Origin of the sequence: Brachyspira pilosicoli, assembly GCF_008016535.1 — a bacterium.
Classification (GTDB): domain Bacteria; phylum Spirochaetota; class Brachyspiria; order Brachyspirales; family Brachyspiraceae; genus Brachyspira; species Brachyspira pilosicoli_A.
In genome coordinates this window covers 1-14816 of record NZ_SAXY01000070.1, presented here as the reverse complement: position 1 = coordinate 14816, position 14816 = coordinate 1, and the positions used below count along the sequence as shown (strand labels likewise).

At 26.7% G+C, this 14816-nt stretch carries 16 protein-coding genes; 6 read left to right on the top strand and 10 right to left on the bottom strand.

Going from position 1 to position 14816, the window contains the following annotated elements:
* Nucleotide 1: 1 nt before the first annotated feature.
* Nucleotides 2-856 carry a DUF4261 domain-containing protein gene (locus EPJ72_RS11400; protein ID WP_147732262.1) on the bottom strand — a complete coding sequence of 285 codons (855 nt, stop codon included), beginning with the start codon at nt 854-856 and terminating at the stop codon, nt 2-4.
* 427 nt (nt 857-1283) lie between these two features.
* Between EPJ72_RS11400 and cls the strand changes: the two genes are divergently transcribed.
* Together cls and EPJ72_RS11390 are read left to right on the top strand one after the other, a co-directional pair.
* Nucleotides 1284-2747 carry a cardiolipin synthase gene (gene cls, locus EPJ72_RS11395; RefSeq protein WP_147732261.1) on the top strand — a complete coding sequence of 488 codons (1464 nt, stop codon included), beginning with the start codon at nt 1284-1286 and terminating at the stop codon, nt 2745-2747.
* Between the two features lie 22 nt (nt 2748-2769).
* Nucleotides 2770-3699: a hypothetical protein gene (locus EPJ72_RS11390; protein WP_147732260.1), complete on the top strand. Its 930-nt coding sequence runs from the start codon at nt 2770-2772 to the stop codon at nt 3697-3699.
* Here the strand turns inward: EPJ72_RS11390 and EPJ72_RS11385 are convergent.
* The 8 genes from EPJ72_RS11385 to EPJ72_RS11355 are packed head-to-tail and all read right to left on the bottom strand — an operon-like array spanning nt 3696 to nt 10355.
* Nucleotides 3696-4667 (bottom strand): KpsF/GutQ family sugar-phosphate isomerase, encoded by a 972-nt coding sequence (locus EPJ72_RS11385; protein ID WP_147732259.1) that lies wholly within the window; start codon nt 4665-4667, stop codon nt 3696-3698. The genes EPJ72_RS11390 and EPJ72_RS11385 overlap by 4 nt on opposite strands.
* A gap of 18 nt (nt 4668-4685) precedes the next feature.
* Entirely contained in the window at nt 4686-4814 is a 129-nt protein-coding gene (locus EPJ72_RS13665; RefSeq protein ID WP_013243798.1) for a hypothetical protein, read from the bottom strand.
* Nucleotides 4815-4823: 9 nt separating this feature from the next.
* On the bottom strand, nt 4824-5189 hold the full coding sequence (locus EPJ72_RS11380; RefSeq protein WP_147732258.1) for a YraN family protein: 366 nt from the start codon (nt 5187-5189) through the stop codon (nt 4824-4826).
* Nucleotides 5190-6419, bottom strand: coding sequence for an HD-GYP domain-containing protein (locus EPJ72_RS11375; protein ID WP_147732257.1), 1230 nt, complete (start codon nt 6417-6419; stop codon nt 5190-5192).
* Nucleotides 6420-6424: 5 nt separating this feature from the next.
* On the bottom strand, nt 6425-6688 hold the full coding sequence (locus tag EPJ72_RS11370) for an EscU/YscU/HrcU family type III secretion system export apparatus switch protein (RefSeq protein WP_147732256.1): 264 nt from the start codon (nt 6686-6688) through the stop codon (nt 6425-6427).
* A complete protein-coding gene (locus EPJ72_RS11365) occupies nt 6672-7733 on the bottom strand; it encodes a hypothetical protein (protein ID WP_147732255.1) in 1062 nt (353 codons plus the stop codon). The genes EPJ72_RS11370 and EPJ72_RS11365 overlap by 17 nt, the downstream gene beginning before the upstream one ends.
* 1 nt (nt 7734) lies before the next feature.
* Complete coding sequence (locus EPJ72_RS11360) at nt 7735-8403, bottom strand: ribonuclease HII (protein ID WP_147732254.1); 669 nt, start codon at nt 8401-8403, stop codon at nt 7735-7737.
* A gap of 20 nt (nt 8404-8423) precedes the next feature.
* On the bottom strand, nt 8424-10355 hold the full coding sequence (locus tag EPJ72_RS11355; RefSeq protein ID WP_147732253.1) for a viral A-type inclusion protein: 1932 nt from the start codon (nt 10353-10355) through the stop codon (nt 8424-8426).
* 128 nt (nt 10356-10483) lie between these two features.
* Between EPJ72_RS11355 and EPJ72_RS11350 the strand changes: the two genes are divergently transcribed.
* The 4 genes from EPJ72_RS11350 (at nt 10484) to rbr (ending at nt 14249) form a co-directional block, all read left to right on the top strand.
* On the top strand, nt 10484-11866 hold the full coding sequence (locus EPJ72_RS11350) for a DNA polymerase III subunit delta' (protein WP_147732252.1): 1383 nt from the start codon (nt 10484-10486) through the stop codon (nt 11864-11866).
* A 19-nt stretch (nt 11867-11885) separates the two neighbouring features.
* The gene (locus EPJ72_RS11345) at nt 11886-12920 is read left to right on the top strand and encodes a hypothetical protein (protein WP_147732251.1); all 1035 of its coding nucleotides are present in this window, start codon (nt 11886-11888) and stop codon (nt 12918-12920) included.
* A gap of 157 nt (nt 12921-13077) precedes the next feature.
* On the top strand, nt 13078-13674 hold the full coding sequence (locus EPJ72_RS11340; RefSeq protein WP_147732250.1) for a superoxide dismutase: 597 nt from the start codon (nt 13078-13080) through the stop codon (nt 13672-13674).
* Nucleotides 13675-13712: 38 nt separating this feature from the next.
* Entirely contained in the window at nt 13713-14249 is a 537-nt protein-coding gene (gene rbr / locus EPJ72_RS11335) for a rubrerythrin (protein ID WP_147732249.1), read from the top strand.
* A gap of 76 nt (nt 14250-14325) precedes the next feature.
* Here the strand turns inward: rbr and EPJ72_RS11330 are convergent.
* Nucleotides 14326-14816 (bottom strand): integrase core domain-containing protein (locus EPJ72_RS11330; protein WP_147732248.1); only part of this gene is annotated, 491 nt, incomplete at its 5' end.

The window sequence follows — 14816 nt, the reverse complement described above, 5'->3', positions numbered from 1 at the left end:
TTTAATTTCTTTTTCCAGAAGCATATTCAAGAGTGTTAATATCTAATATCTCTCTATACGGTTTAGTTAAAGATTTTTCGTATCTGCATAACCATTTTACGCCATTAAATATACTCTCTATTTCATCATTACTTTTTATAATGTTTCCATTTTCAAATATATATGCAGCAATATTCATAGCATGCTGTATTATATTGTTTGGGTTTAAATCATGAAAATGGTATTGGATATCAGAAAGCCCTATGGAATAAAGCCCAAAGGTATCAACTATCATATCATTAGTATCTTGCACTTTGAAAAATCTAATATTTAATCCTGAATATAAGAATCTTAAATTTTTTGGATATTGATTTTTTAATAATTGTTCTCTAAGTAAAATTTTGCCGCTTTGTTCATTATATACGGCAGCAGCATCAGGAAAAAGATTTAATGTTATATTAAGCCAATTATTGAGTAGGGTAGTTCTATCTTTGTAATCTAATCCGCCAGCCAAAAAGTCACTTAACATCACTTGATATTTACATTCTTTTAATAGTTCTTTAGCATCTTTTATATCCCAAGCCTGATTATAAACTTCATCGCTTATGCTGTTATAATCAAACTCTATAGGCTCATACATAAAAACTTGAACCCCCAATTCTTTATTATCTTGAAATTTTACTTTAATGTCATTAATCATTATGCTGTATAGGTTTTTATCTTCAGAGATTGTTTCTATATTATTATATACAGCTCTTAATTTTTGTTTTACCAATTCTATATTTGGTAATTGCGGTTTATCTTTAAATAAAATTTTATAAAAATATACATGAGAAAAAAGAGCTTCTTCAGTGCTTTCTAATTTTTTGTTATCCATTTTTATTCCTATTTTTTTAATATATAATTTTAAATATTTGTGGGGCTTTGCCCCACACCCCACTTCTTTTGCGACTGAAAGGAGTCCTTCAGGGCGACCGAAGGAAGTGCCCTTGCGGCGTGCCACAAAGAAGCAAAAAGGCTATATTTAAGTTTAATTTAATAATTTATATTTGCAATCAACCATAATTATATGATTTAGTATTATTTGCATTTTTTGGTTCTTTGACGAAGTCCGCACAGCGAAGGCGGGAAAAAGAACAATAACAAAATTATCAACTTTAAAATTTTTAGTATGTACTAAAGTTTATCACAAAATAAAAATATTTTAAATAAAAAATTATAATATGGCATTCATTGACTTTTTATTTTTGTCTTATATACTATAGATAATAATATATAATGTTTAACTTAGAGATTTTAATTAAATGTTTATTTATATATTGACTATTATATTTTTTCTATATGTCATATTAATAGCAATAAAAATGCTTCTTGAAAATAGACCGCCTTATTCTTTTATAGCTTGGCTTACTGTGTTAGTGTTTTTACCATATGTTGGTGCTATTTTTTATTTATTCTTAGGTGTAAATTGGAAAAAATCTAGAAGAAAACTTTCTGCAAAACTTCCTGAAGATATGATAAGAAAACATTTTTCTTCTTTGCTTGAAGAGCAAATGAATATTATAGATAATATGGGCGGTAATTATGCAAAGCATACTAATTTGGTAAAGCTTGCAATAAAAAGCGGATATTCTCCTATAACTATTCAAAATCAAGTTTATGTTTTTGACGAAGGTAAAGATTTATTTGACGATTTAATTAGCAATTTAAAGCTCGCTGAAAAAACAATACACATGGAATACTTTATATGGAGAAGTGATGAATTAGGAAATAAAATAAAAGATATACTAATAAAAAAATCCAAAGAAGGAGTTAAGGTTAGGCTTATATTTGACGGACTTGGCTCTATGCTTAGAATAAGCAGAAAATATAAAAAAGAACTTAAAGAAAATGGTATAGAGTTTTTATATTATCATGATCCATTTTCTATATTTTGGACTAGATATGTTAATTACCGCAATCACAGAAAGATAGTAGTTATAGACGGAATAGTTGCTTATATGGGGGGAATGAATTTAGGACAGGAATATATTGACGGCGGAAAGAGATTTGCTTCTTGGAGAGATACTCATATGCGTATAGTGGGTGATGCTTGTAATCTTATACAGAATGTTTTTGTATGTGATTGGCATAATGCAGGCGGAAGAGATTTAGATAATTTGATGGATAATGGCTCTTCATTGATGCAGGAATTATTTCCTTCTTCAACTACAGATAAATATCTTCCTATGCAAATAATATCTTCTGGACCTGATTCTAAATGGGATTCTATACAAAAGATTTATTCAAAAATGATAGCTGATGCTAAAGAGAGTATTTATATAGAAAGTCCATATTTTGTACCTGATGATGGTTTTTTGCATAATTTGGAGAATGCTGCTTTATCTGGAATAAATGTTAATTTAATGATTACGGGTAAGCCTGATAAATTAGTAGCTTGGTGGGTCGCTCAAACTTATTTTGAGACACTTCTTAATGCGGGTGTTAATATTTATTTGTATGAGAGCGGTTTTTTGCATAGCAAGTTTTGTGTTATAGATGGAAGGATTGTATCTTCTGGTACTTGCAATATGGATATAAGAAGTTTTTATTTGCATTATGAGATGAATGCGGTTATATATGATATAGATACTGCTTTAGAATTTGAAAGTATTTTTAAAGATGATATTTCAAGAGCTCATAAAATAACTATGGAGGAATATAAAAAGCAGCCTATTTTGATTAGGCTTAGAAATTCAGCTTGTAGAATTATTGCACCTGTGCTTTAGTTTTTATTTATATGGAGGAATTATGAAAAACGTAAAAATCTCATCATTAAATGAAAATGATTTATTAGAATTAAAAACTTCAAAAGATACAATATCTTTATTTATAGATGATAGCGGCATATCAAAAGACATGATACCTTTTTTAAATGATGTATTAAAAGAGAGGCCTGATTTCTTTTTAAACATTTCTTCAGAAAAAGACAGTAGCTCTAATTTATCTGGAGAAGATATTGTTAAGTTTATACCAGAAGTGAGGAACTTAATATTTTATGCATCTCTTAAAAATCCTATAAGCAATTTAAATGTTTTTTCAAGGCTTGGAAATTTGATAAGTTTGCATATTAATGGAAATGTTGATAAAGATATTGCTTTAAGCCCGCTTGACAGCATTGAAACACTCAGCAGTTTTTATTTAGAGAATGGTTTTAGTCTTAAACATTCTGTTTATATAGAAAATAGAAAAAGTTTTTGTGATATAGGGGCTTCAAATATTAGAGTGGAACATTTTACTAAGATGAGTCAACTAAAAAAATTATCAATACTCTCATCTGCCACTCATATTGAAGAGCTTCCAAAAAGAATGCCAAATTTAGAAGAGATATATATTGAGAAAGGTAAGGGTATAAATACTTTAGATTTTTTAAATGATTTAAAAAACTTAAGAATAATAGAATTAAACTCTATATCAGAATTAAAATATATACCAGATTTATCAAAATTAGAAAACTTAGAAAAAGTAATATTAAGAAATTTGAGAAGTTTGGAAGATTTAGAAGCAATATTTAATAATAACAAAATTAAAATACTTATACTAGAAAATGTTAAAGGTTTTAATATAGAAAAATTATCCACTATGGATAGTTTAAAATATATCACAGTTACTACTGATGATAAATTAGAAACGAATAGAATTAAAAAGTCTTTATTAGATAAAGGTTATTTAGAAGTTTAAAAAGCCTTTATTTTTAGAATATCATGTATATGAACTATACCTATAGGTTTTTTGCCTTCTTTAGTATCTTCAACAACTACAAGATTAGTAATTTTTCCTTCCATTAAATGCAAGGCTTCACCTATAAGTGTATCTTGATATATTACTTTAGGGTTGTTATTCATTATATCTTTTACTTTTGTTTTTAGAATATTTTCTATTTGTTTGTCTTTTACCAATAATCTTTTTAAATCACCATCTACAATAATGCCTTTAAGAATGTTGTTATCATCTGTAATAATTGCAATACCGAGTTTACATTCTATGATTTTAAATAGTGCATCATATAGAGAAGTTTCTAAATTTATAATTGGCAAGTTATCAGTATGCATAATAGTTTTTACTTTAGCTAATTGCCTACCCAAACTTCCGCCCGGATGAAATATTGCAAAGTCTTCAGCTTTAAATCCTCTCACTTCCATTAAAGCAGTAGCCAAAGCATCAGATAAAGCTAAAGAAGTAGTTGTACTAACAGTAGGTGCCAATTTTAAAGGACAAGCCTCTTCTTTTACATGTGTGAGTAAAGTGATTTTTGCATTTTTTGCTAGAGTAGAGGATTCATCATTAGTAATTGCTATATATGGTATATTTTGTCTGCAAGACCAATTTACCAATTCTATTATCTCTCTTGACTCCCCGCCTTTAGAATATAATACTAAATAATCATTTTTAGTTATCATACCAAAGTCGCCATGCAAACATTCATTAGGGTCAACGAAAAAACTAGGTGTTCCGGTTGAAGCGAAAGTGGAAGCTGCTTTTCTTGCAATATGTCCGCTCTTACCAACACCAGAGGTTATTACTCTTCCTTTAATATTAAATAATTCATTAACTGCTTTTTCAAAATTATTGTCTAATTTATCAGACAATAATTTTAAGCTTTCACTTTCTAATAATAAAGTTAATTTACCTCTGTCTATTATATTCATTTTATACCCTTTATTATATTAATCTATAACAGCACTAATTAAGTGCCCTGCAAGCCTCTCTATAGCTTTATCTACATACTTTTTATCTTTTAATTTCTTTTTATAAATTTCTATTTTTTCGTAATTGATTTTAACAGCCGTTTTCATACAATACCCCTATATAAAAATGTCTTCTACAAAAGAAATTTCTCTACTATAGTTGGTATCGTCTATTAAAACTGCCCCAAAGGAACATTTTTGACTTAAACTTAATCCTTTTTTAATTAAGTATTCCTCAGCTGTATCATAGAGCTTTTGTTTTTTACGCTCTGTTATAGAATCAGCTGCATATCCAAAACTTCCCTGTCTTCGATATTTTACTTCTACAAACACAATAACAACTCCTTTTGTCATTATTAAATCTATCTCGCCTCTTGTTATGCTGCTTTTATAATTTCTCTCTAATAATTCATACCCAAGATTTTCGAGATAATTTAAGGCAATATCCTCTCCAAGATTGCCTATTTCTTTTTTACTTTTCATTTAATTGCCGTCATTATTTTCTTTTTTATTCAATAGTCTTGCCTTTACCTCCTCTAAAATATTACTATCTTTATCTACCCCGCTTATCAGCAATTTATTAGTTTCTATCAAATTTATAACTTCGCCGTCTTCAATAAAATTATTATTTGCATCAGATACTATTTTTATTATTGGTCTTATAGGATAACTGACATTAGTAGCAAATACTAACCCCTTCCTATTGTCATTTAAAATTACAACAGTCCCTACAGGATAAACACTGAAAGTTCCTACAACAAGTTTTGCTATTATAGGGTCAAACTTAATATTAGCTCCCTTTATTATTTCTCTTACAGCATCAGATAATGTTTTTGTTTCAATAGTTCTAGAGCCATTAACAATTTTAGAATATGTAGGTGTTTTTTGACTGTCTTTTAATATTCTTATAGGTTTTAATATTTTTTCTAAAGAATGTGCAACGGCAACTATTTTTGGATATAAATGTATTTGATTGCCGCTAATGCCTCTTGGATAGCCTTTGCCATTATAATGTTCATGATGCTCTAAGGGAATAACTGCTATCTCTTCTTCTAATCTAAAATTTGTTTTTATTATTTTATAACCAAATACTGTATGTTTTTTTATTTCAATATATTCTTCTGGCGTAAACTGTTCATGTTTATTTAAAATTTTATCTTGTATTCTAATAAGACCTATATCATATAATATAGCACCTAAACCTAATTTTTGTAATTTATCTTCTGGAAATTTCATTACTTTGCCGAGCATTAAAGATATCATAGATACATTTAATGACCTTATATAATAATAATCATCTCTGCTTAAATTTTCAATATTTAATAATGCTATAGCAGCATTCATATTTTTATTAATAAGGTCTAATATACTATCTATTATTGATTTTAAATTAGATATATTAACTATATTGTTGTATCTGAAATCACCTAAACTTTTTTTCACTTTTTCTAAAATATTAAAATATATATTTTTGTATACGAGGCATTCTCTAGAAAACTTCTCAAAATCTTCTGGCGTTTGATATCCTTCCGCATTAGCATCAGAGTCTTTTATAAATACTTCTTCTATATCCCATTTTTTTAGTCTTTTAATATCTTCATCTATAGATTTTATATATTTGCTAATAGCCATAAAACCATTATAGATATAAATATCCTGCTTATCAATTTTGGTTTTGATATCATCTACTTTAACACTAGTTATTTTTTCCATAGTTATTACAACTCAGCCTTTAATTTATATACATATTTTAATATTATACTAACTGCTTCATAAACTGAATATGGTATCTCTTCTCCTATTTCTAAATGCATTAACTCTTTTACAGTATCTTCATCTGATACTATAGGCACTTTGTTTTTTTTAGCTATTTCTATCATTCTTTTAGCTAAGAGTTTCTCTCCCTTAGATATTATTATAGGAGCATTATGTATTTCTCTCTCATAAAGTAAAGCAACCGCATTTTCAATTTCTTTTTTCATAATTTATCTCCAATTCTATATTATTAAACTTTTCTAATTCTTCATCTATATTTGTTTTTATATTTTTACATTTTAAAAATAATTTTTTATCAAATAATAGCAGATTAATAATATATTTATTTTCTTTTACAATTTCTATTTTGCAAAGTTCTTTATTATTATCATAAGCTATAAACTCTAAACTTTTAGCTTTATTATCTTTTCTATTTATATAAAGAAGTACCTCTTTTAATTCATTATTAACCATAAAAGGTATTGGTATTAAAAAAGAACCTTCTCTAAAAGTTTTATTTTCCCTATTTGAGGATAATATCTTTAAAAGAAGATTAAGCATATTAGAACTATCAGAAGATAATTCATCTTGAAGCATATCAAAGAGCATAAACCATACACTCAAATTTCCATTTGAAGATATATAATTTTTTAAGCTTTTGTCAGTATCATTAATTTCTTTTAAAAGCGTTAGTAATATTTCGGTTTTTTCAATATTTTTGTTAGAGTTTTTTATAATAGAATGCAAATTATTAAATTTCGAAAAAATATTCTCAAACATTTCTAATTCATCTATACTAAAATATATTCCATTAGACATAGAATTAAGTATAAACTTCATTTTTTTATCATCTAATTGGGGGATATATTTAATAACTCTCTCTAAATAGGTGATATTTTCAGAGCTTTGTTTTATAGAATTTTTTGATAAAATAGCAACAGCTTCGCTATTATTTTCTTTATTAGTGTTCAAAACTAAAGTATCTTTTATAGCATTGTTACTCATAGCTTCTCTTGCCTCTTTAATGCTGTTTACATCTTTAAGCAATTTTAATACTATATTACCATTTTCTCTATTAATAACAGCAAAACCCTTATCCTTCATTCCATCTTTGAATAATGCTACAACCTTATTTCCCATTATATTAATAATAGCTCTGTTGTTATCCAATTTACGCATAAGAGAATATCTTACAATATCTCCCTCTTTTATGTTTTGAGAGTTTTTACTACTTATGATGATGTTTGAATATTTGTTATTAATGTTTAGCATTTTATATAAAAAAACTATTTTCTTCTTTCATTTCTTTTTTTATAGATTTTATAGGTTCAAATGATAATCTATGTAAATCGCTTGCACCATATTTTTTTATAGCTTCAATATGCTCTTTTGTACCATAGCCTTTATTTTTTGATATTTTGTATTTATCATATTCTTTATTTTTTTCTGATAATATGCTCATAGCTTTATCTCTGCTCACCTTAGCAACTATACTAGCACAAGCTATAGAGTATGATTTTAAATCGCCTTTTATTATAGATTCTTGTTTTATTTCTGTGTCAATTTTCATAGCGTCTATTAATAATATATCAGGTTTTACTTTTAAACTTTCAACAGCTTTAAGCATAGCTAATTTTGTGGCATTATATATATTAATTTTGTCTATAATATTTGCAGGCACAGAATATAGTGAATATGATAATGCTTTTTGAGTTATAATTGTGTAAAGCTCTTCTCTTTTTTTGGCGGTAAGTTTTTTGGAATCGTTCGCCTCTTCTATTATACCATCATCTAAAGTCATTATAACAGCACAAGCAGTAACCTCTCCAAAAAGCGAACCGCGTCCAACTTCATCTATACCGCAAATATATTTATAGCCCAAATCTAAATAATATTTTTCATAATGCAGTTTATCTATTTGTTCACTATCAAAAAGATACATATTATTATATTTATCAGTTATTATAATATCTGTAAAGCTATAACAACTACTATAACTACTGCAGCCAAAGAACCCATAATTATAGCGAAATTGTTTGCTTTATTTTTTTCTGATAATTCTGCCTCTTTTTGCTTTATGAGCATAGCATCTGCTGTTCTAAACATATTATCATATTGTTTAGTTATATCATCTCTAAACTCTTTGTTTTTTTGCTCTTGTTTTTCTATTTGCCTGTCTGTATATTCTTTTAATTTTTCTTTGTCGCTGTTGAACTCATTTATAATAGTTTTAGCATTGTTTAGAGTTGCTATATAATCAGTGTTTTTTATGCTGTTTTCTTCTATTTTTTTATTTGTATATTCTATCAATGCATCATAATTTCTGTCATATTTTTTTAGCATATCATTCATTCTTGTTTCCATATGGTTGCTAAAATCTCTGTTTTTTCTATCCTGCTCTTCCATTTTTAAGTTAACAGTATTATTAATATTTTTTATAAGCTCATTGTTTTTATTATTCTGCTCTTCAATCTTTTTATTTGTGTACTCTATCAATATTTCATGGCTTTTATCATATTTCTCAAGCATATTATTTGCTTTAGAGAGTATTTCATCATAATTCTTATTAATTAATTGATTAAACTCACTATTTTTTCTATCCTGCTCTTGCAATTTATCATTCATTGCATTATTTACAGTTTTTAGAAATTCTCTATTTTTAATGTCTTGTTCTTCTATTTTTCTATTTGTATAATCTATAACAGCTTCATGACTCTTATCATATTTTTCAATCATACTATTTGTTTTTGCTATTATTTCATTATGATTTTTATTTATTAATTCATTAAACTCTTTATTTTTTTTGTCTTGCTCTTCAAGTTTAATATTTATAGAATTATTAATAGTCTTGAGAAACTCATCATTTTTCTTAGATTGCTCTTCTAATTTTTTATTAGTATAATCAATCAATACTTCATGGCTTTTGTCATATTTCTCAAGCATCTCATTTGTTGTTTTTATTATTTCATTATTATTTTTGTTTATTAGCTCATTAAACTCTTTATTCTTTTTATCTTGCTCTTCAAATCTTATATTTATAGAGTTATTGATAGTTTTTAGGAACTCATCATTATTTTTAACTTGCTCTTCCAATTTTTTATTAGTGTAGTCAATTAATACTTCATGACTCTTGTCATATTTTTCAAGCATTTCATTTGTTGTTTTTATGATGTTTTCATTTATGTCTTTATTTTTCTTATTGCTTTCTTCTAACTTAACATCATTTTTTTTGTCTTGTTCTTCTAATTTTGTATTCATAATCTCATTAAGAGTTTTTATGAATTGTTCATTTTTAATGTTTTGCTCTTTTAATTTTTCTTTTATTTCATCATTAATATTGTTAATAAGTTCACTACCTTGTTCTTCTAGCTTTTTATTTGCATTTTGTATTAATATTTCATTTTTCTTAGTATTTTCTTCTAATAATTCTGCTGTTTTCTTTAATAGCTCTTCATTTAATTTAGTGTTTTTTATATTGTTATCTTCTAATTTTAGATTTATTACTTCGTTAATATTTTTTATGATGTCATGATTTTTAATATTTTGTTCTTCTATTGTTTCTTTAAACTTTTCATTTATAGATTTTTCAAATTCATTATTTTGTTCTTCTAATTTTTTATTAGCATTTTGTATTAGTATTTCATTTTTTTGAATATTCTCTTCTATTAGCTCATTTGCCTTTTCTAATAGAATTTCTATTTTTAAGTCTATGTCATTTATAGAATCTAGATTTCTATTTAAGGCTTCTATATGATATTGTAAATTATTTATTCCTTCTTCGGCATTGTCTAATCTTTCAGAGTTTAATAATATTTTTTTGAATAATCTCTTATTCTTTTTTTCCATTTCTTCTAAATCTTCTCTTGATATATTATTGTTATTTTCTAATGACATAATAAAATCCTTAAAAATTTATTTCTTATACTATATAATATATAATATATATGTAAAATATCAAATTTATATTGCTATAAATTTTGTTATAATTTATAAATTAAATATAAAAAAATGGAGAGAGATAATTGGCTAAAGTATTAGGGCAAACAACCCCTTTGAAAATAATGGCTGGTATATATAAAAGCGGCAGACTTCATCATGCTTATTTGTTTTATGGAGAAGAGGGAGTTGGAAAATATGAAAGTGCTTTAAATTATGCTAAGGTACTTTTATGCGAAAGAAATAACGGCACTTATTGCGATGAATGTGAATCTTGCAAAATGATAGATAATTATAAGCACCCTGATGTAGTAGTAGCTGGCACTGATGAGAGATTTAGAAATGCTGAAATATATTTTAATCAATATTTAGAATATAAGCTCCCTCATTTATTTAATAATTTTTATACAGAATGCCGCTCTATACTTTATAAAGTGGAATCTATGCTTTTTGACAGTTATGATAATTATCCTTTAAGCGAACCGAAAGAATATATGCTTGGAAACAAAAAAGAAAGTTCGAGATACGCTTTAATAGAGCCTTACTATTTGGCTGTTAATTATACATTAAATGAACTTAATGAAGATAATATTGAGTTTATAGATTCTATTTTTAGGACAAAATCAAAAGATGCACTCAATATAGTAAAAGCAAAAGGCGGCAAAAAGAAATATTCTATAGATGGGGATTTTTTCACAGCATTAAAGAAAATACATTACAATATAATTCATACAGTTATACCATTAGACACAATTAGAAATATAATAGAGATGACATACAGAAAACCAAGATTAGGAAGAAAGAGGGTAGTAATAATTGAAGGTATAGAATTGATGGATAAAAGAGCCCCTAATATATTTTTGCGTACATTAGAAGAGCCATCTGATAACAATATATTTATTTTGATAACTTCAGATACAAATAAATTAGTTCAAGACGGAATGAAGCCTTTAATATCACGTATGATGGAGCTTAAGTTTGCATCGCTTTCAGAAAATACTTTAAGGTCAATATTAATGAAGAGATTAAGGCTAAGTGAAGAGAAAACAGCCCTAGCACTTCAATATTCTTCAGGAAGTATGTCTAAAGCTATAAAATATTTGCTTGACAAAAAATCAAATACAAGCGATAATATTAGGGAAGTATTATTGTCTTTCATAGATGCAAGTTTAAAGAATAATGCCTCAAAAGTGTCTTCTATCATTACCCTCCTTTCTGAAGGTGAGTATGATATTTTAGATACTATAAGAGAATTGATTAATATTCTAAAAAAATCTTTGGAAGATAAATATCTGGAAATAGAAGAAAGAAGCTATATACTTCCTAATTCCGTTTCCGATATGAGTATTATATGGGCTATAGATGAATTAGATTCTTTAATTAATACTTTATTAAATACTAATAGTCAGCCAAAAATGATACTTTATAAGGCTTTAAGCAACATTTATACATGGCTAAATAATTATTAAAAACTTATAGGAGTTATACATGAAAAAGCTATTTCTTGTATTAAGTGTAATGATTTTATCATTAAATCTTGTTTATGCTCAGGATGAAGCACAACAAACTACTGAACAGCAGACAACAACTCAAGAGCAAACTACTGCCGATACTGCTGCAACAGAAAATACAAATACTGTAGAAGGTATAGTGCCTTTCTCACCTAATTTTGCAGATTTGAGAAATGTAGACGATGCTAATTTAGATAGAGAGTATAATCTTCTTCAAACTAATTTAAATGTTATAAAAGATGATTATCTTTTTAGAGTGTTATATAAAGCTAATAAAATATTACAAAATTATACTAATGTGAATTTTACAGATACTAATGAAATGTTTTATAATGCTATTAACTATTATGATTTAGTAGCTAGACCTATATCTGGTGATAACAATGTTGATTTAGGTCTTAAAGAAGTTTACAAAGCTATTAATTTGTATGAAGATGTTAGGCCTATTTATGAAATTTTAGGTAAAACTAATGAACTTGCTAAAAGTGATTATGAGTTAAATCTTTATGCTGGTATACTTAATTTATTCAAAGGTTCTCCTAGTTATTATTCAGTAAGCAGATATCACTTCAATAAAGCTTTAGAAAATGAAATAAATAATCAAAACTCTGCTAGCAATTTAATAATGCTCAATACTTATTTAGCTGGCGTTAATTATTTATTAGCTAACAATGTAAATACTGGTGATATTAGAAAAGTTTATTATCTTAATGAAATGTTTAATAACTTATGGGATTTAACTACTTTGAAAAATGAAGATGAAAATATTAAATCTGCTAAGTATAAACTTCTTATCACTAAATATCATAAAATATTATATACAACTTCTGACAGATTTAGAGCTATATATTCTAAATATTATGATGAGTTAGGTTTTGTATATGCTAATACAGAAGATGAAATATTATCTAGAGAAGTAGCTCCTGTTTATAAAGAAGGAGAAGCAAACGAAGCTAATACAGCAAATACTACAACAACAACTACTACAGAAAATACAGAAACAGCACAATAATAAAAATAACAAATAACTTAAGGCATGTCAATTATAATTGGCATGCCTTATTAATATATATTACTAATAAGTTAATCGTATTATTTAATAAATACGCTTGACATAAATAAAAAATAGTTTAATATTTTTAATGTTTAATAAATAAAGGAGATGAAATATGTTTGAATTAATGAAATTGCCTTATGGTAAAGAAGATTTAGCACCATATATGTCTTCAAATACTTTAGACTTCCATCATGGCAAACACTTAAATGCTTATGTAACAACAGTTAATGATTTAGTATCTAAAGACAAATCATTAGAAGGAAAAAGTATAGAAGAGTTAATACTTCTTTCTCATAACAATAGTGAAAAGCAAGCATTATTTAATAATGCTGGTCAGGTTTATAACCATGAAGAGTTTTTCAAAATGTTAAAGAAAGATGTTGCTATACCTGCTGAAGTAAAAAGTAAAATAGAAGCAGATTTCGGCAGTTTTGATGCTTTTAAAGAAGCATTCACTACAGGCGGTAAAACACAATTTGGTTCTGGTTGGGTATGGTTGGTATTAAATAATGGCAAATTAGAAGTTAGAAAATATGCTAATGCTATGAACCCTGTTGCTGATAAAGTACATGGTGTTTTAACTTGCGATGTTTGGGAACATGCTTATTATTTAGATTATCAAAACAGAAGACCTGATTTCCTTACTACTTTTGTAGAACATTTAGTAAATTGGGATTATGTTGCAGAAAGATTAAATAAGGCAAAATAACTTAATTTTTTAATTATACAATTTAAGGGGAAATAAAAATGAAAGATTTGAAAGGAACAAAAACAGAAAAGAATTTACATGATGCTTTTGCTGGCGAATCTATGGCTAGGAATAAGTATACATATTTTGCAAGCGTTGCTAGAAATGAAGGTTATGAGCAAATAGCTGCAATATTCCTTGAAACAGCAGAAAATGAAAGAGAGCATGCTAAAGTGCATTTTAAATATCTTAATGGTATAGGTGATACTCTTCAAAACTTACAAGCTGCTTGGGAAGGCGAAAACTATGAGTATGAAGAAATGTATCCTACTATGTCTAAAGAAGCTGCTGCTGAAGGTTTCGATGAAATTGCTCATTCTATGAAATTAATCGGTGATGTTGAAAGAGAACATAGAGAGCGTTATGCTAAATTAAGAGAAGCTGTAAAAAATGGTACAGTTTTTAAAAAGAATACTAAAGTTCAATGGAAATGCAGAAACTGCGGATATATATATGAAGGTGAAACTGCTCCTGAAATTTGTCCTGCTTGTAAACATGCTAAAAAATTCTTTGAAGTTAGAGTTGAAAATTATTAATTGATAATTTAATTAGTTAAAAATAATAGGGGGCTTGAATAAAGCCTCCTTTTTTTATTTTTATTTAAAGATATTGTCATGGAGCCATAGATATTGTACTTTTACTTGCTATAATATTTTTGATTCTTTCTTTGATTGTAATATAACCTAACGAAGAAATCAATCTTTGATTGTTATAAAAATGTGTATATTCTTTTAATTTTTCTCTCAATAATTCTACTGTGATATTTTTATTTAATCGTGAATAAAATTCTCTTTCGTCTATGCCGTGTACTCTTTCTACTACGCCATTGTATCTTGGTGTTGCTATAGGAATATATCTCCTCTCTAATTTATTTTTTAAGCAGTATTCATCAAAAATATTTATTTTAGGAGTATTAATACAGCGATAAGTATATTCTATACCATTGTCCGTTTGTATAGCCTGTATCTTAAAAGGTGAAGTTTTTAAGACATATTTTAAGAAAGATAAAGCACTATAAGGTGTTTTATCCTCATAGATTTGCCTCCAACTATAACGTGTAGCTAAATCTACAGCAGTGAATTGATAAACTGTTTTTCTGGAGA